This window comes from Streptomyces sp. 3211.6, from assembly GCF_003634815.1.
GTDB lineage: Bacteria > Actinomycetota > Actinomycetes > Streptomycetales > Streptomycetaceae > Streptomyces > Streptomyces katrae_A.
Map to the genome: position 1 here is coordinate 2905679 of NZ_RBXC01000001.1, position 18509 is coordinate 2924187.

12 protein-coding genes are annotated in these 18509 nt (G+C 73.1%); all 12 read right to left on the bottom strand.

Annotation, left to right across the window (positions count from 1 at the left end):
• Nucleotides 1-22 precede the first annotated feature (22 nt).
• The 12 genes from galE to mrdA all read right to left on the bottom strand — a co-directional run bounded on the left by galE (nt 23) and on the right by mrdA (nt 18508).
• Entirely contained in the window at nt 23-1039 is a 1017-nt protein-coding gene (galE, locus tag BX286_RS13345) for a UDP-glucose 4-epimerase GalE (protein WP_079426904.1), read from the bottom strand.
• Entirely contained in the window at nt 1036-2688 is a 1653-nt protein-coding gene (locus BX286_RS13350; RefSeq protein ID WP_121015021.1) for a glycosyltransferase family 2 protein, read from the bottom strand. The genes galE and BX286_RS13350 overlap by 4 nt, the downstream gene beginning before the upstream one ends.
• A 54-nt stretch (nt 2689-2742) precedes the next feature.
• Nucleotides 2743-4188, bottom strand: coding sequence for a GTPase ObgE (gene obgE / locus BX286_RS13355; protein WP_079426907.1), 1446 nt, complete (start codon nt 4186-4188; stop codon nt 2743-2745).
• 170 nt (nt 4189-4358) lie between these two features.
• Entirely contained in the window at nt 4359-4613 is a 255-nt protein-coding gene (gene rpmA, locus BX286_RS13360) for a 50S ribosomal protein L27 (protein ID WP_008738950.1), read from the bottom strand.
• Between the two features lie 13 nt (nt 4614-4626).
• The gene (rplU, locus tag BX286_RS13365; protein ID WP_042812502.1) at nt 4627-4947 is read right to left on the bottom strand and encodes a 50S ribosomal protein L21; all 321 of its coding nucleotides are present in this window, start codon (nt 4945-4947) and stop codon (nt 4627-4629) included.
• A 282-nt stretch (nt 4948-5229) separates the two neighbouring features.
• Nucleotides 5230-9270 (bottom strand): Rne/Rng family ribonuclease, encoded by a 4041-nt coding sequence (locus tag BX286_RS13370; RefSeq protein WP_121015022.1) that lies wholly within the window; start codon nt 9268-9270, stop codon nt 5230-5232.
• Nucleotides 9271-9504: 234 nt separating this feature from the next.
• Nucleotides 9505-10284 (bottom strand): TIGR03936 family radical SAM-associated protein, encoded by a 780-nt coding sequence (locus BX286_RS13375; protein ID WP_121017631.1) that lies wholly within the window; start codon nt 10282-10284, stop codon nt 9505-9507.
• A 212-nt stretch (nt 10285-10496) separates the two neighbouring features.
• Nucleotides 10497-11351, bottom strand: a complete 855-nt coding sequence (locus BX286_RS13380) for a hypothetical protein (protein WP_121015023.1) — start codon at nt 11349-11351, stop codon at nt 10497-10499.
• Nucleotides 11352-11467: 116 nt separating this feature from the next.
• A complete protein-coding gene (locus tag BX286_RS13385) occupies nt 11468-13390 on the bottom strand; it encodes a TIGR03960 family B12-binding radical SAM protein (protein WP_121015024.1) in 1923 nt (640 codons plus the stop codon).
• Between the two features lie 75 nt (nt 13391-13465).
• Nucleotides 13466-15049 carry a CYTH and CHAD domain-containing protein gene (locus BX286_RS13390; RefSeq protein WP_079426916.1) on the bottom strand — a complete coding sequence of 528 codons (1584 nt, stop codon included), beginning with the start codon at nt 15047-15049 and terminating at the stop codon, nt 13466-13468.
• 79 nt (nt 15050-15128) lie between these two features.
• Nucleotides 15129-16328: a rod shape-determining protein RodA gene (rodA, locus tag BX286_RS13395; RefSeq protein ID WP_079426918.1), complete on the bottom strand. Its 1200-nt coding sequence runs from the start codon at nt 16326-16328 to the stop codon at nt 15129-15131.
• A 5-nt stretch (nt 16329-16333) separates the two neighbouring features.
• Nucleotides 16334-18508 carry a penicillin-binding protein 2 gene (mrdA, locus tag BX286_RS13400; protein WP_079426920.1) on the bottom strand — a complete coding sequence of 725 codons (2175 nt, stop codon included), beginning with the start codon at nt 18506-18508 and terminating at the stop codon, nt 16334-16336.
• Between the last annotated feature and the right edge of the window lies 1 nt (nt 18509).

The following is an 18509-nucleotide window of genomic DNA, read 5'->3' on the forward strand; positions in this document are numbered from 1 at the left end:
CGGCTTCTCGCAGGTGCGGGCGTCAGACCGTGTGGGCGTCCTTGCGGCGGTCGTGGCGCGGGGCGTTGCGGTTGGCCTCCCAGCCCGCCCAGGCGGAGCTGATCATCTCGCGGACGTCGTGCCGCGCCTTCCAGCCCAGCTCGGCGGCGATCCGGTCGGCCGAGGCCACGACCTTCGCCGGGTCGCCGGGACGGCGGGGGGTGACGACCGGCGCGTAGGTGTGCCCGGTGCCCTCGTTCAGCAGCTCGACCATCTCCTTGACGGAGACGCCCTCACCGCGCCCGATGTTGACGGTGAGGTCCTTGTACTCGCCCGCCGCGCCCCATTCGGCGAGCCTGCGCGCGGCCACCACATGGGCGTCCGCCAGGTCCTCGACGTGGATGTAGTCGCGGATGCAGGTGCCGTCCGGGGTCGGGTAGTCGTCGCCGAAGATCCGGGCGCCCTCGCCGGCGTCGTAGCGCTCGAAGACCATCGGGACCAGGTTGAAGACCCCGGTGTCCGCGAGCTCGGGGGTGGCGGCGCCCGCCACGTTGAAGTAGCGCAGGCAGGCGGTGGAGATGCCGTGGGCCTTGCCCGCGGCCCGGACCAGCCACTCGCCGGCCAGCTTGGTCTCGCCGTAGGGGCTCAGCGGCCTGCACGGGGTCTCCTCGGTGACCGAGTCCACGTCGGGCATGCCGTACACGGAGGCGGAGGAGGAGAAGAGGAAGTTGCGGATGCCCGCGGCGGCCACGGCCCCGAGCAGGACCTGCAGGCCCTCCACGTTCTCGTGGTAGTAGTACAGCGGCTTCTCGACGGACTCGCCGACCTGCTTCTTGCCCGCCAGGTGCACCACGCCGGTGATCTTGTGCTCGGCGAGGGCCTGGTCCAGGGCCAGGCGGTCCAGCACCGAGGCGGTCACCAGTGGCACGCCCTCCGGCACACGGTCTTCCCGGCCGGTGGAGAGGTCGTCGAAGACCACGACCTTCTGTCCCGCGAGCAGCATCGCGCGGACGACGTGCGCGCCGATGTATCCGGCACCACCGGTGATCAGAAACGTCATGCTTTTTCTCCCGAGCTCTGGCGTGACCTGCGCGTGCGGGCGCGGTCGAGGCGGTTGCGTACGAAGGTCAGCGCGCCCCCGGCACCGGGGGCGAGGCGCAGCGCGAGCGCGCCGGAGGCCGTGCGGTAGGGCTGCGCCAGCAGAACACCGTACCGGCTGCTGGGCAGGGCCCGGCGGCGGAGCAGTCCGCCCAGGGGGCGCAGGGAGGTGACCGGGGAGCTCCCGTCGGCGCAGTCCACGCCCGCCCGGACGTCCCAGGCCTGCATGCCGCGCAGCCCCCGGCGGCGGCCCTCGGCGGCCAGCGCGGCGAGCCGGAAGGGGACCTCGGCGGTCCAGCCGTCCCCGTCGGCGGCGGGCCGCAGCTCCACCGGGCGCACCTGGACGGGGTCGCCTCCGGTGCGGGGCAGGAAGCTCAGCCGCACGGTCCGCGGGCGGGCCTGCGCGAGCCGCCCGTACAGTTCGCGCACCCGCACCTGGACGGCCGCGCCCCCGGCGGGCCGCGCGTCCACGGTCAGGGGCAGCTCGTCGGCGGGCAGCCCGTCGAGGCCGTCCAGCGGGACCGGCAGCTCCTCGCTCCACACCGGCTCCCCGGCGGGGCCGCAGGCGTACGGGGGCAGCAGCCGGGCGGGCTCGGCGGCCAGGCCGGTCATCAGCCGCTCGACGTCGGCGGGCGGGGTCTCGGCGGCCAGCAGCACGCGGGCGGTCCAGCGGGCACGGGCGGGGGCCGCGTCGAGGTCGGCGGCGTCGAAGCCGGCCAGGTAGTCGCGGGTCAGGGTCCACCAGGCGGCCCGGTAACCGGGGTCCCTGCCGAGCTCGCGCAGGTACATGCGCAGGTCGTAGTCGAGGAACTTCACCTGGCAGGCGCGCCCCAGCTCGGGGGAGGCGGCGGCGAGGGTGCGGGAGGCGGTGCGGTGGGCCTCGACGCGCGAGCTCCAGTTGCCGATGTCCTTGCGGTCCAGGGAAATGGACACCTGGGCGGCGCGCCGGCGTACGTGCCACACGTAGACCAGGTCGCCGACGACCGCGATGCGGGGGGCGGCGGCCAGGACGCGGGAGGTGAAGACGAAGTCCTCGTAGACGAACCGGCCGTCGGGGAAGCGGATCCCGTGCTTCTCCAGGAAGGAGCGGTCGTACAGCTTGTTGACGCAGAGGGTGTCGCGGACCAGCTCGGGCCGGTCGGCGGGCCGCTCGACCACCTCGCCCGGCGTGTACAGCCCGGGCATCCAGGCGACGTCGCGGCCCTCGGGCAGCTCGCGCCGGACGCACGCCCCGACCGTGACGGGGGCGCGGTGCCGCTCAGCCGCCCGCACCAGGGCGTCGGCCGCGCCGGGGGGCAGGACGTCGTCGCTGTCCAGGAAGAGGACGTACGGGGAGGTGGCGGCGGCGATCCCGTCGTTGCGCGGGGTGCCGCAGCCGCCGCTGTTCTCCGTGCGGTGGACGACCTTCAGCCGCGGGTGGGCGGCGGACAGCTCGTCCAGTACCCGCGCGGTCCCGTCCGAGGAGGCGTCGTCGACGGCGATGACCTCGGCGACCACCGGGCCCTGGGCGAGGGCCGAGGAGACGGCCTCGCCCACGAGCCCGGCGTCGTTGTACGCGATCACGACCACGGACACCGAGGGGGTGTCACTGCTGGAATTGCTGCTGCTCACCCGCAGGATCCTAGGCGAACGGCGTAAAGCGGGCTTCAAGTCCGCCGGAGGCCGCTAGAAGGGACGGAACTCGTCGTACTCCTGCTGGGCGGAGTCGCCGCGCCGGGCCTCCTTCTCCTTGCGGCGCTGCGTGGCCGGACGCGGGGCCTCCATGCGGTGGTCCTCACCGCGGCGGCCCAGCATCTCGGCGCCGGCCATCATGGTCGGCTCCCAGTCGAAGACGACCGCGTTGTCCTCGGAGCCGATGGCGACGCCGTCGCCCGCCTTGGCACCGGCCTTCTTCAGCGCGTCCTCGACACCGAGGCGGTTGAGCCGGTCGGCGAGGTAGCCGACGGCCTCGTCGTTGTTGAAGTCGGTCTGGCGCACCCAGCGCTCCGGCTTCTCGCCGCGCACGCGGTACACGTCCTCGACCTCGTCGTAGGCGACGGTGAAGCCGGCGTCGTCCACGGCCTTCGGCCGGATGACGATACGGGTCGCCTCCTGCTTGGGCTTGCGGGCGCGCGCCTTGGCCACGATCTCGGCGAGGAAGTAGGAGAGCTCCTTCAGGCCCGTACGGGCGACCGCGGAGACCTCGAAGACCTTGTAGCCGCGGGCCTCCAGGTCCGGGCGGACCATCTCGGCGAGGTCCTGGCCGTCGGGGATGTCGACCTTGTTCAGCACGACGAGGCGGGGGCGCTTCTCCAGGCCGCCGCCGTAGAGCTTGAGCTCCTCCTCGATGAGGTCGAGGTCGCCGACCGGGTCGCGGTCCGACTCCAGGGTCGCGGTGTCCAGGACGTGCACGAGGACCGAGCAGCGCTCGACGTGGCGCAGGAACTCCAGGCCGAGGCCCTTGCCCTGGCTGGCGCCCGGGATCAGGCCGGGGACGTCGGCGATGGTGTAGACGGTCGAGCCGGCGGTGACCACGCCCAGGTTCGGGACCAGGGTGGTGAAGGGGTAGTCCGCGATCTTCGGCTTGGCGGCGGAGAGCACCGAGATCAGCGAGGACTTTCCGGCGCTGGGGAAGCCGACGAGCGCAACGTCGGCGACGGTCTTCAGCTCCAGGACGATGTCGCCCGTGGTGCCGGGGACGCCGAGCAGCGCGAAGCCGGGGGCCTTGCGGCGGGCGGAGGACAGCGCCGCGTTGCCGAGGCCGCCGCGGCCGCCCTCGGCGGCGACGTACGTGGTGCCCTGGCCGACGAGGTCGGCGAGGACGTTGCCCTCCTTGTCGAGGACGACCGTGCCGTCCGGCACGGGCAGGATCAGGTCCTGGCCGTCCTTGCCGGAGCGGTTGCCGCCCTCGCCGGGCTTGCCGTTGGTGGCCTTGCGGTGCGGGCTGTGGTGGTAGTCCAGCAGGGTGGTGATCGCCTGCTCCACCACCAGGATGACGTCACCGCCGCGGCCGCCGTTGCCGCCGTCGGGTCCGCCGAGGGGCTTGAACTTCTCCCGGTGAACGGAGGCGCAGCCGTGGCCCCCGTTACCCGCGGCGACGTGCAGCTCGACGCGGTCCACGAAGGTGGTCATGGGTGTTCCTCCAGATACATACGGGAATGTCCCGGGCAGGCCTTGCTGCCCATTAAACGTGTCTATGTGACAACGCGCCGAGGGCGGACCTCTCTTCCCGGCATCCGCCGGGAAGAGCTGAGATCCGCCCTCGGGGTGTTACGAACGCTTGTGATTCAGCAGGAGCTGGATCAGGCGGCCGGAACGATGTTGACGACCTTGCGGCCACGGTGCGTGCCGAACTGCACGGCACCGGCCTGCAGCGCGAACAGCGTGTCGTCGCCACCGCGACCGACACCCGCACCCGGGTGGAAGTGGGTGCCGCGCTGGCGGACGAGGATCTCGCCGGCGGAAACGACCTGACCGCCGAAGCGCTTCACGCCGAGCCGCTGAGCGTTGGAATCGCGCCCGTTCCGGGTGGACGATGCGCCCTTCTTGTGTGCCATGTCTCAGTCCCTCTTACTTCGCAGCCGCGGGGATACCGGTGACCTTGATCGCCGTGTACTGCTGACGGTGACCCTGGCGACGGCGGTAGCCGGTCTTGTTCTTGTAGCGCAGGATGTCGATCTTGGCGCCCTTGTGGTGGTCCACGACCTCGGCCTGGACCTTGATGCCGGCCAGGACCCACGGGTCGCTGGTCACGGCGTCGCCGTCGACAACGAGCAGGGTCGAGAGCTCGACCGTGTCGCCAACCTTGGCAGTGGAAATCTTGTCAACCTCAACGATGTCGCCGACAGCAACCTTGTGCTGGCGACCACCGCTGCGCACGATGGCGTACACGCGGATCTCTCTCTCACTCGGGGCGGATACTCCTGAAGCCAGCCGCTCACGCGGGCCGGGGCCCACGGTGATCCGGAGTTGGACGAGCGGCCTCTCCCGTGTCCCGTCCGCTTGCGCGGAGAGTGCGGGAGGAAGGTGCTCAGGAGCGCGGCGCGCGCTGCACGGTAAACGTCCAGGACACGCCGACGGTCTAGGTTACGGGGCCGGTCCGAGAGGGTCAAACCGGGCCCCGCGCGCCCGTGGGGCCCCACCTCTCGGCGGGACCCCACGGACCGTGGACGATCAGGCCTCGGCCGGGGCCGAGACGGACGGCGGGGTCTGCTGCTCCGCCGCCGCGGTCTTCTTCGTCGTCCGCTTCGCGGCGGTCTTCTTGACCGTCGTCGTCTTCTTCGCGGCCGTCTTCTTGGCGGCCGCCGCCTTCTTGGCCGGGGCCTTCTTCGCCGTGGCCGCCTTCTTGGCCGGAGCCTTGCGGGCGGTCTTCTTGGCCGGCGCCGGGGCCTCGGCCTCGGCGTCCGCCTCGGCCACGGGCTCGGCAACGGCCTTGGCCTCGGCCTCGGCCGGAGCGGCCGGCTCGGCCGCAGGGGCCTCGACGACCACGATGGCGGCCTCGGCCGCACCGGCCGGTGCGGTGGCCTTGCGGACGGCGCGACGGCGCGGACGCGCCGGGGCGGCTTCCACGACCGGCTCGGGCTCGGCCACGGGCTCCGCGACGGCCTCCGCCACGGGCTCGGGCTCCGCGACCGGCTCGGGCTCGGTGACGGCCTCCACGACCGGCTCCGGCTCAGCGGCGACCGGCTCCGCCTCGGCCGGAGCTGCCGGCTCGGGGGCCGCAGCGGTGGCCTTGCGGGTCGCCCGGCGGCGGGTACGGCCCTTCGGCGCGGGCTCCTCGGCCACCGGGGCGGCCTCGACCGGAGCGGCCTCGACCGTCTCCACGGCCTCCACGGCCTCGGTGACGACCTCGGCGGCCGGCTCCAGCACCGTGTCGGCGGGCTCGGTCACCGGCTCGTCCAGGACGACCGGGGTCACCGGCGCCGGGGCGGCCTGCCGCTCGCCGCCGCGCGGGGCGCCCGCCGGAGCGGTCGCCTTGCGGGTGGCACGGCGACGGTTGCGCCGCCCGCTGATGCCCGCCGCGGCCTCGGCCTCGGCCGGGCTGCTGTACAGCTCCTCGCCGGGGACGAACGCCGGCTCCGGCAGCGCCCGCGGCGCGGCGGCCTCGGCGGCCACCTCGGCCTCGGTCTCGGTCTCGAACGCCTCGGCGTCGACGGTCTCGGCCGTCTCCAGCTCGTGCTCGTGCTCGTGCTCCAGGGCACGGCCGCCACGGCGCTTGGCGCGCTTGCCGTTGCCCCCGCCGCCGGCCGCGGCCGGGGTGTCCATGTGGACGATGACACCGCGGCCGTTGCAGTGGACGCAGGTCTCGGAGAAGGACTCCAGCAGCCCCTGGCCCACCCGCTTGCGGGTCATCTGGACCAGGCCGAGCGAGGTGACCTCGGCCACCTGGTGCTTCGTACGGTCGCGGCCCAGGCACTCCAGCATGCGCCGCAGCACCAGGTCGCGGTTGGACTCCAGGACCATGTCGATGAAGTCGATGACGACGATGCCGCCCAGGTCGCGCAGCCGCAGCTGGCGCACGATCTCCTCGGCCGCCTCCAGGTTGTTGCGGGTGACGGTCTCCTCGAGGTTGCCGCCCTGACCGGTGAACTTGCCGGTGTTGACGTCGATGACGATCATCGCCTCGGTCTTGTCGATCACCAGGGAGCCGCCCGAGGGCAGCCACACCTTGCGGTCGAGCGCCTTGGCGAGCTGCTCGTCGATCCGGTACGTCGCGAAGACGTCCACCTCGGAGGTCCAGCGCGACAGCCGGTCGGCCAGGTCCGGGGCCACGTGGGACACGTAGCCGTGGATGGTCTCCCACGCCTGGTCACCGCTGATGATGACCTTGGAGAAGTCCTCGTTGAAGATGTCGCGCACGACGCGGACGGTCATGTCCGGCTCGCCGTACAGCAGGCTCGGCGACGAGGTCGTGATCTGCTTCGACTTCTTCTGGATGTCCTCCCACTGCGCCTGCAGACGCTCGACGTCGCGGCGCAGCTCGTCCTCGCTCGCGCCCTCGGCGGCGGTGCGCACGATGACGCCCGCGTCCTCGGGGACGATCTTCTTCAGGATGGTCTTCAGACGCGCGCGCTCGGTGTCGGGCAGCTTGCGGCTGATACCGGTCATCGAGCCCTCGGGCACGTAGACCAGGTAGCGGCCGGGCAGCGAGACCTGGCTGGTCAGGCGGGCGCCCTTGTGGCCGATCGGGTCCTTGGTGACCTGCACCAGGACCGACTGGCCGGACTTGAGGGCGGACTCGATGCGGCGCGGCCCGTTGGCCATGCCCAGCGCCTCGAAGTTGACCTCGCCGGCGTACAGGACGGCGTTGCGGCCCTTGCCGATGTCGATGAAGGCGGCCTCCATCGACGGCAGCACGTTCTGGACCTTGCCCAGGTAGACGTTGCCGACGTACGAGGTGGCCTCTTCCTTGTTGACGTAGTGCTCGACGAGCACGTTGTCCTCGAGGACGCCGATCTGGGTGCGCTCGCCGGCCTGGCGGACGACCATCACGCGCTCGACGGCCTCGCGGCGGGCCAGGAACTCGGCCTCGGTGATGATCGGCACGCGGCGGCGGCCCTGCTCGCGGCCCTCGCGGCGGCGCTGCTTCTTCGCCTCCAGGCGGGTCGAGCCCTTGATGGACTGGACCTCGTCGGACGGCTCGGCCTTCTCGCGGGCCGGGCGCGGCTCGCGGACCTTGACGACGGTGCGGACACCGTCCTCCTCGCCCGCCTCGACCTCGGCGGCGTCACCGCTGCGGCGGCGGCGACGGCGGCGACGGCGGCTGGAGGAGGAACCGAGGGCCTCCTCGGCCTCCTCGTCCTCTTCCTGCCCGTCCTCCTCGTCGGCGGCCTCGGCCTCTTCCTCCGTGCCCTCGTCGAGGTCGGCGGCCTCACCGCGGCGACGGCGACGGCCACCGCGACGGCGGCGGCGCGAGGGGCGGTCGCCCGACTCGTCGGCCTCTTCCTCGTCGAGCTCGGCGGCCTCGGCCTCCGGCTCCTCCTCGGCGAACTCGGCCTCGGACGGGGCCACGGGCTCGGCGGCGCCACGACGGCGACGGCGGCGGCCCGCGGGCTGGGCGGCGGCGGGGGCCTGGACCTCGGCGACGGTCTCGGCCTCTTCCTCCTCGGCCTCCTCCTCCGCCTCGACGGCGGCGGCTGCGGCAGCGGCGGCGAGGGCGGCCGTCTCGGGGGTCTGGAACATCGGCTCGGCGAAGACCGGGGCCTGGAAGACGGCCACGGCCGGACGCGCGGCACGGCGGGCGGCGCGGTTGGGGGCGGGCGCCTCCGGCTCGGCGGCGGCCTCGGGCTGCGCGGGAGCGGCGGCGGCCGCGGCCGGGGCGGCGGCGCGGGTGGCGCGGCGGCGGCCGCGCTTCGGGGCGTCCACGGCGTCGGCGACGGTGACCGCGCGGGTGGCCGCCTTGGGGGCCTCCTCCACGACGGGGGTCTCCTCGGCGGGCTCCTCCACCACGACCGCGGCGGCCTCGGTGGCGGTGGGGGCGGCCACGGCACGGGTGGCGCGGCGACGGGCACGCGGAGCCGCAGCGGCCGGAGCCTCCTCGGCGACGGCCGGAGCGGCGGCGGCCTCGACGACCACCTCGGCCGGCTCGGCGGCGGCCGGAGCGGCCACCGCACGGACCGCACGGCGACGGGCACGCGGAGCCGCAGCGGCCGGAGCCTCCTCCGCCACGACGGGCTCCACAGCGGCAGGGGCGGCAGGGGCGGCAGGGGCGGCAGCGGCCTCGACGGCAGCGTCGGCCGGAGCGGCCACGGCACGGACCGCACGACGGCGGGCACGCGGAGCCGCAGCGGCCGGAGCCTCCTCCGCCACGACGGGCTCCGCAGTGGCGGGGGCCTCGGCGGCGGGCGCCTCGGGGGCGGCCACGGCGCGGGTGGCACGGCGGCGGCTGCGCGGGGCCGCAGCGGCCGGAGCCTCTTCGGCGGCGGCCGGGGCGGCCGGGGACTCCACGACCAGCTCGACCGGCTCGGCGGCGGCCGGAGCGGCCACCGCACGGACCGCACGACGACGGGCACGCGGAGCCGGAGCGGCCGGAGCCTCCTCGGCCCCCACGGCCTCGGGGGCGGCGGCTGCCGCGGCGGCGGGCGCCTCGGCGGCGACACCGCCGGGCGGGCCGGCGGGCCGGGAAGCCGCGCGGCGACGCCTGCGCGGGGGCAGGTTGTCGCTGGGGCTGCCGGTGTCGGCGGCGGGGGTGTTCTCGTTCTCGTTCTCGAGCATGCGGGCGGTTCTCCCGTCACGCTCCCGGGCGCCGCGGCTGACGTCCGGTCCGGCACGGCTCCGCGCGAAGTACGCGGGGCCGGCCTCCGGGGCGCGTTCGCCACACGGGAGCTGTAGTCCATGGCCGCCGGTTCCGTACGTCTTGTCCGTACGGCCTGGCGGAAGTCTTCAGGTCTGTGCGCTGCCCGACCCAGGTGGCTCCCGAGTTCCAGGGCGGCGCGACGACGACGATCCCTACGCGGCGGGACCTTCCGGCGCCTTCGCGTCGGCGTTCACGGCGGCCGTGGGTGGGGCGGCCGTGTCAGCCTCGCGGTCGGGCGCGAGCGGGTCGGTCACCGTGCCGGACTCCTCGTCGAAGAGCCCCTGCGCCAGCCTGGTCACCGCAGCGGGGACCGGCGGCGCCAGGTCGGCCACAGCGTGGAGACCGGACAGGACGTCGTCGGGTCGCACGGCAGGTGTCAAATGCCGAACAACCAGCCGCAGTATCGCACAGGCCTGGTCCAGCGGCCTATCAACCTGGGCCGGAAGGGCTTCGAGGCTGACGACCGCGGCGCGGGTGTCGAAGGTCCGCACGCCGTTCTTGGTGCGGCGCTGCACCTCCACCGTCTCGGCGGCGAGGAACACCTCCACCGCGCGCTGGGCCTCGGCGGGCTCGACGCCCTCCAGGCGCAGCTCCCAGACCGAGGCCGTCAGCCGGTCCGCGAGCCCGGAGGTGCGGGCCTCGACGGCGTCGACGATGTCGAGGCCGAGCGGCATCGACTCGTCGAGCAGCTTGCGCAGCGTCTCGGGGTCGCGGGGCGCGGCGAGGGCGATCTCCAGGTACTCGGCCTCGCTGCCGGTGCCGGTCGGTGCGGCGTTCGCGTACGAGACGCGGGGGTGCGGGGTGAAGCCGGCCGAGTACGCCATGGGTACCTCGGCGCGGCGCAGGGCGCGCTCGAAGGCGCGCTGGAAGTCTCGGTGGCTGGTGAACCGGAGGCGGCCACGCTTGGTGTAGCGCAGTCGGATGCGCTGCACCACCGGTGCGGGGGGCGGGCCTTCGGGCTGTCGCTTGCCCAGTGGTTCTTCTCCTTGTGCGGGGCGTCGCGGCTCGCGCGTCGCCCTGAGGTCTGTCGACCCGTCCGGCTCACCCCCGCCGGCGGGGCGGGGAGATCTCGGGAGCGGGTGCCGCGTCGGCGGCTGTCGTACTACCCAGAGTACGCGCCCGTGACCTCGCCGGTTCCCCTGGCTCAGCTCGGGGAGGCGCCTCCGCCGAAGAGCGCCCGCCGCACCTCGGCCCTGGCCTCCCCGACCGCGGCGCGGGCGGCGCGCCACACCTGGCGCAGGGCGTGCCCGACGGGGGCGAGCACCTGACGGCGGAACCGGGCGAGCGGGCGGGCGACGCAGCCGCGCCACAGCCACCGCAGTCCGCGCCCGAGGGCCCGGGTGATCCGGCCGGCGAGGTGCCAGGCGGGGGCCAGCACGTTGCGCACGAGGAGGACGAGGGGCGGCACGAGGACGTGCACCACCACCCAGGCCGCCCCGCGCCCGAGCGGCAGGACGGCGTACCGCCACAGCCCCGTCCAGGGCCAGACGAACACCAGCAGGCAGGCCCCCCGCAGCAGCCACCGCACCCCGTGCCCGAACGGGGTGAGCACCCGCCGGTACAGCCAGGCCAGCGGCGGGGCGACGAGGTCCCGCAGCACCCATCCGAGCCCGGCGCCCACGGGCGCGAGCACGTACCGTCCGCAGGCCAGCACCACCCAGGCGGCCCCCAGCCCGAGGGGCCGCAGCAGGTACCGGTACGCGGCGCTCCCGGCCGGGGCGACGGCGTACCGCCACAGCCCCACCCAGGGCCAGTAGAGGACGGCCGCCCCCAGCGGCCGCACCGCGTACCGCCACAGCCGCACGAGCAGCCACCCGAGGCCGTTGCCCAGCGGCGCGAGCACATGCCGCCCGGCAGCCCGCGCACAGGCCGCACCCAGGTCCCACACCATCCGCACGGGCAGCACCACCAGCACGGCCACGACCTTCACGGGCACCCTGACGACTCCCGTCAGACACCCGTCGCCACCCTGCGGGGCCCGCGGCTTCTCGATATCCATGCCGCTAAGGACACCAGACGGCGCCGGGCCGTTGCGCCGCCGCGGGGCGATTGCGGTGCTCAGACGCGTGCGCCCCTCACCGGAACCGGTGAGGGGCGCACGCGCAAAGCCTCAGATCACTTCACGACCGACAGCGGCAGAAGCTTCTTGCCGGTGGGGCCGATCTGGATCTCCGTCTGCATCTGGGGGCAGACGCCGCAGTCGAAGCACGGGGTCCAGCGGCAGTCCTCGACCTCGGTCTCGTCGAGGGCGTCCTGCCAGTCCTCCCACAGCCAGTCCTTGTCCAGGCCGGAGTCCAGGTGGTCCCAGGGGAGCACTTCCTCGTACGTGCGTTCGCGGGTGGTGTACCAGGCCACGTCCACGCCGTGGGCGGGCAGGGTCTTCTCCGCCGCCTGCATCCAGCGGTCGTAGGAGAAGTGCTCGCGCCAGCCGTCGAAACGGCCGCCGTCCTCGTAGACCGCGCGGATCACGTCGCCGATGCGGCGGTCGCCGCGCGAGAGCAGGCCCTCGACGATGCCCGGCTTGCCGTCGTGGTAGCGGAAGCCGATGGAGCGGCCGTACTTCTTGTCACCGCGGATCTTGTCGCGGAGCTTCGCCAGGCGGGCGTCGGTCTCCTCGGCGGAGAGCTGCGGGGCCCACTGGAACGGGGTGTGCGGCTTCGGGACGAAACCGCCGATCGAGACGGTGCAGCGGATGTCGTTCTGGCCCGAGACCTCGCGGCCCTTGGCGATGACGTTGATCGCCATGTCGGCGATCTGCAGGACGTCCTCGTCGGTCTCCGTCGGCAGGCCGCACATGAAGTACAGCTTCACCTGGCGCCAGCCGTTGCCGTAGGCGGTGGCCACCGTGCGGATCAGGTCCTCTTCCGAGACCATCTTGTTGATGACCTTGCGCATGCGCTCGGAGCCGCCCTCGGGGGCGAAGGTCAGACCGGAGCGGCGGCCGTTGCGGGTCAGCTCGTTGGCCAGGTCCACGTTGAACGCGTCGACGCGGGTCGAGGGCAGCGAGAGGCCGATCTTGTCGTCCGTGTAGCGGTCCGCGAGGCCCTTGGCGATGTCCGCGATCTCGGTGTGGTCCGCCGAGGACAGGGAGAGCAGGCCGACCTCTTCGAAGCCGGTCGCCTTCAGGCCCTTCTCCACCATCTCGCCGATGCCGGTGATGCTTCGCTCCCGCACGGGGCGCGTGATCATGCCGGCCTGGCAGAAACGGCAGCCGCGGGTGCACCCGCGGAAGATCTCGACGGACATCCGCTCGTGGACCGTCTCGGCGAGCGGGACCAGCGGCTGCTTGGGGTAGGGCCACTCGTCGAGGTCCATGACGGTGTGCTTGGAGACGCGCCACGGAACGCCGGAGCGGTTCGGCACGACGCGGCCGATGCGGCCGTCCTCCAGGTACTCCACGTCGTAGAAGCCCGGGATGTAGACGCTGCCGGTCTTCGCGAGGCGCAGCAGCACCTCCTCGCGCCCGCCCGGACGGCCTTCGGCCTTCCAGGTGCGGATGATCTCGGTCATGTCGAGGACGGCCTGCTCGCCGTCGCCGATGATCGCCGCGTCGATGAACTCCGCGATCGGCTCGGGGTTGAAGGCCGCGTGGCCGCCCGCGAGGACGATCGGGTGGTCGACCGTGCGGTCCTTCGCCTCCAGCGGGATGCCCGCGAGGTCCAGGGCCGTGAGCATGTTGGTGTAGCCCAGCTCCGTGGAGAAGGACAGGCCGAACACGTCGAAGGCCGAGACCGGGCGGTGGCTGTCGACGGTGAACTGCGGCACCTGGTGCTCGCGCATGAGGGCTTCGAGGTCGGGCCACACCGAGTAGGTGCGCTCGGCCAGGACGCCCTCGCGCTCGTTCAGTACCTCGTAGAGGATCATGACGCCCTGGTTGGGCAGGCCCACCTCGTACGCGTCCGGGTACATGAGCGCCCAGCGGACGTCACACGCGTCCCAGTCCTTGACGGTGGAGTTCAGTTCACCGCCGACGTACTGGATGGGCTTCTGCACATGCGGGAGCAGAGCTTCGAGCTGTGGGAAGACCGACTCGGACATCACGCGACTTTCGTGAAGCGGGCAGGGGGCGACTCTCAAGCGTACCTTGAGGCCCGGCCGCCGTTCTCCACGTGATCATTTCCGGGCTGCCTTCGACCTGCGGCGCGCGGCCTTGGCCCAGATGGCCGGAAGCCGGTGTTCCAGGCGGGCGGACCGGCCTTCCTCACGGCCGTGGAGCAGCCCCCAGGTGAACGCGGACTCCCCCGCGTCGGACGCCTGGGCGCTGAGGCCGAGCAGGGCCTCGCGGGCCACGACCCCGTCGCGGTGGTCGCCGAGCAGGCTCTGCACCGACTTGGCGGCCTTGGCCAGCCGCCGGGCGGGCTTGCCGAGGGCGGGGGCGGCCGCCTCGGCGGCGTAGCGGGCGCGTTTGGCGGCCTTGCGGGCCTCGTGGAGGGCACGGTCGCGTTCCTCGCCCGGGTCGAGGGCGAGGGCGGCGCCGACCCGGTCGGCGAGCCGGTCCCAGTCGCGCAGGACGGCCTTGCGCAGCGGCCCGGCCGCGGGCCGGGCGGCGGCGGGGCGCAGGGGCGGGGCGGCGAGGAGGGCGTCGAGGGAGTCGAGGAGGTCCAGGTAGCGGTCGGCGTCGAGGGCGGCGACGGCGCGGCGGCGGGTGCGCGAGCGCCGGGTGGAGTTCCAGGCGCGGAGCCGGTCGCGGACGGGGCCCACGCGCAGGGCGGGCGGGAGTTCCGCGAGGCGGCCGCGCAGCAGTTCGAGGAGGACTTCGCGGTCGCGGTCGGCGCCGAGTTCGGCGGCGAGCCAGCGCAGCTCGTCGCGGAGGGGGTCGGTGGTGGTGCGGTCGAGGACCTTGCGGTGGGTGGCCAGGGCGCTGCGCAGGCGGCGGGTGGCGACGCGCATCCGGTGGACGGAGTCGGGCAGGTCGCGGCGGACGGCGGGGTCCTGGGCGATGAGGGTGTCGCGCTGTTCGCGCAGGTACGCCAGGACGTGCGCGCCCGCCGTCCCGTCGGCGGGGCCGGGGTCGGGGCGGGCGGGCGGGGCGGCGCCGGTGGCGGCGAGGGCGCGGGCGAGTTTGGAGGGGGCGCCGGAGGGGCGCAGGCCGGCCTCGGCGAAGCGGGCTTCGACGGCGTCGAGGAGGGCGGGGCCGGCGGCGTCGGCGAGTTCGACCTCGACCTCGGTCCAGGCGGTGGCGGCGCCGGCGCGGTCGGCGCGGACGGAGTCGGTGCACAGCTGCGCGAGGAGGGTGCCGTCGGCGTCGAGGAGGTCGCGGGTGTGGCGTTCGGAGCGGAGGCGGACCTGGGGTGCGAGGGCGGAGCGGCGGGTGCGGGAGCGGGCGAGGGCGGCGAGGCCGGGCGGGAGGGTGTCGGAGAGGGGGGCGTGGACCTCGTCGCGCACGCCGGGGGCGACGGGGAGTTTGAGGTGCCAGCCCGCGTCCTCGCCGCCGGTGCGGCGGCGCAGGGTGAGGCCGGCGGCGGCGAGTGCCAGGCCGGGGGTGTCGTAGTAGACGGCGTCGAGGCGGGCGGTGCCCCGGTCGCGGACGGAGGCGATCCCGGCGGTCCCGGTCAGGTCGGGCACCTGCGGCCGGGCGGGCCCGGCCTTCTTCCCGTCCCGCTTCGCCCGCTTGCCGTGGCCCGGGGAACCCCCGGGGCTCCCCTGACTCCCGGTGAACTCGAATTTCCGCTCGATCTCGCGATGGGTGTCCGCCATGGATCGAATCTAGTCCCGTTCCGGGGCGGTGGCAGGGCGCTGCGCACTGCGGCTCGAAGCGTCCAGCGCACCGCCCGGATCAGGCCGACATCGGGCGTTGCACCCTTATCGACTGGAGCAGCCCGACGGCGACCCAGACGGCGAACATCGAGGAGCCGCCGTAGGAGACGAAGGGCAGTGGCAGGCCGGCGACGGGCATGATGCCGAGGGTCATGCCGATGTTCTCGAAGGCCTGGAAGGCGAACCAGGCGATGATCCCGGCGCAGACGACGGTCCCGTACAGCTCGGGGGTCTCGCGGGCGATCACGCAGGCCCGCCACAGGATGACGCCGAGCAGGACCAGGATCAGCCCGGCTCCGACGAAGCCCAGCTCCTCGCCCGCGACGGTGAAGACGAAGTCGGTCTGCTGTTCGGGGACGAACTGGCCGGTGGTCTGGGAGCCCTTGAAGAGGCCGGAGCCGAGGAGGCCGCCGGAGCCGATGGCGATGCGTGCCTGGTTGGTGTTGTAGCCGACGCCGGCGGGGTCGAGTTCGGGGTTGGCGAAGGCGGCGAAGCGGTTGATCTGGTACTCGTCGAGGACGCCGAGCTGCCAGATCAGGACGGCTCCGGCGGCGCCGGAGGCGAGCAGGCCGACGACCCAGCGGTTGGAGGCGCCGGAGGCGAGCAGCACGCCGAGCACGATGACGACCATGACCATGACGGAGCCGAGGTCGGGCATCAGCATGACGATGCCCATGGGGGCGGCGGCCAGGCACAGGGCCTTGACCACGGTGCGGTGGTCGGGGTGTTCGAGGTCGCCGGCGTCGACCCGGGCGGCGAGCAGCATCGCCATGCCCAGGATGATGGTGATCTTGACGAACTCGCCGGGCTGGAGGGAGAAGCCCCCGCCGATGACGATCCAGGCGTGGGCGCCGTTGATGGTCGAGCCGAGCGGGGTGAGGACGGCCAGGACGAGCACCAGGGAGAGCCCGTAGAGGATCGGCACGGCTCCGCGCAGGGTGCGGTGGCCCAGCCAGATCGTTCCGATCATCAGTACGAGGCCGATGCCGGTGTTCATGGCGTGCCGGGTCAGGAAGTAGTACGGGTCGCCCTGGTTGAGGCTGGTGCGGTTGCGGGTGGCCGACCACACCAGCAGGGCGCCGAGGAAGGACAGGGCGAGGGCGGACAGCAGTATCGGCCAGTCGAGCCGGCGCAGGACGGAGTCCCGTGCGGTCAGCTTGGCGACGGCCCCGCGCTCGGGCGCGTACCGGGAGACGGAGAACTTGTTGGCGGTCTGCATCGGCCTCAGTCCTGCTTGTGCGCGGGCGGGGCCGGCGGGCCGGCGAGGGCGGGCGGTACGTCCTCGGGGGACGGCGGTACGTACGGCCGGATCTCGGGGGCGTCGATGGAGCCGTCCGGCTGGATGGCGGGCAGAGCGGCCTCGGGCTTGGGGAGCAGGGCCTTGGAGAGGTCCTGCTTGCCGGCCATGTCGAGGCCGTAGATGGCGTTGTAGATGTTGCGCACGGCGGGGCCGGAGGCGCCGGAGCCGGTGCCGCCCTGGGAGATGGTCATGACGATGGTGTAGTCGTCGGTGAAGGTGGCGAACCAGGAGGTGGTCTGCTTGCCGTAGACCTCGGCGGTGCCGGTCTTGGCGTGCATGGGGATCTGCTTCTGCGGCCAGCCGCCGAAGCGCCAGGCGGCGGTGCCGCGGGTGGCGACGCCCTCCAGTGCTTCGCTTATCTGCTGCCGGGTCTTCTCGTCCATGGGCAGTTTGCCGTGGGCCTGCGGCTTGATCTCCTCGACCTTCTTGCCGTCGGCGCTGACGACCGCCTTGCCGATGGTCGGGTTCCACAGGGTGCCGCCGTTGGAGATGGCGGCGTAGATGGTGGCCATCTGGATGGGGGTGACGAGGGTGTCGCCCTGGCCGATGGAGTAGTTGACGGCGTCACCGGCGCGCATGAGGTTGCCTTCGAGGCAGTTCTCGTAGGAGAGCAGCTCGACGTAGGTGCCGCCCTTCTTGCCGGTCTTGCACCACTGGTCCTTGTTGGCTTCCCAGAAGCGCTGCTTCCAGGCACGGTCGGGGACGCGGCCCTTCTCCTCGCCGGGGAGGTCGACGTGGGTCTCGGCGCCGAGGCCGAACTGGTGGGCGGTCTTGTAGAAGATCTCCGCCGGGTTCTTGACCGGGTGGAGGCCGCCGTCCTTGAGCCACTGCTGGTGGCCGAGGGCGTAGAAGACGGTGTCGCAGGAGACTTCGAGGGCCTGGCCGAGGGTGATGTTGCCGTGGCCCTGGGACTCGAAGTTCTTGAAGACCTGGCCGCCGATGGAGTACGAGCTGGGGCAGGGGTAGCTGCCGTCGAAGGGGTATCCGGCGTTGACGGCGGCGGTGGTGGGGATGACCTTGAAGATGGAGCCGGGGGCGGCCTGGCCCTGGATCGCCCGGTTCATCAGCGGGACGTTGGACTCCTTGGCGGTGAGCTTGGCGTAGTCCTTGCCGGAGATGCCGCCGACCCAGACGTTGGGGTCGTAGGTGGGGTTGGAGGCCATGGCGACGACCCGGCCGGTCTTCGATTCGAGGACGACGACGGCTCCGGCGTCGGCCTTGTAGGGGACGCCGGTGTTGCGGTCGATCTGCTTGCGGGCCTCGACCATGGCGGCGTTGAGCTCGTACTCGGCGACGCCCTGGACGCGGGCGTCGATGCTGGTGACGAGGTTGGCGCCGGGGACGGCGGGGTCGTTCTCGGCCTGGCCGATGACGCGGCCGAGGTTGTCGACCTCGTAGCGGGTGACGCCGGACTTGCCGCGCAGCTGCTTGTCGTAGGTGCGTTCGAGGCCGAAGCGGCCGACCTGGTCGGAGCGCAGGAACGGCGAGTTGGTGTTCTTGGCCTTGATGATCTCGTCGTCGGTGACCGGGGAGAGGTAGCCGAGGACCTGGCCGGTGTTGGCTCCGCCGGGGGCCGGGTAGCGGCGTACGGCGGTGGGTTCGGCGGTGATGCCGGGGAAGTCCTCGGGGCGTTCGCGGATCTGGAGGGCCTGCTGGGTGGTGGCCTCGAGGGTGACCGGGATCGGCTGGTAGGGGGAGCCGTTCCAGCAGGGCTGGGGGGTCTTGGAGTCGCAGAGCCGGACCTTGTCCATGACGTCCTGCGGCTTCATGTCCAGCACCCCGGCGAGACGGGTCAGTACGCCTTTGCCCTTGTCCTTTATCTTCATCAGCTCGGTGCGGCTGGCGGAGACGACGAGCCGGGTCTCGTTGTCGGCGAGCGGGATGCCGCGGGCGTCGAGGATGGAGCCGCGGACGGCGGGCTGGACGACCTGCTGGACGTGGTTGTTCTTGGCCTCGTCGGAGTACTCCGCGCCGTTGCGGATCTGCAGGTACCAGAGCCGTCCGCCGAGGGTGAGCAGCAGCGAGAAGACGAGCACCTGGAGGATGACGAGCCGGATCTGCACCCGGGGGGTGCGGCCGGTCTCCGGAATGTTGGTCACT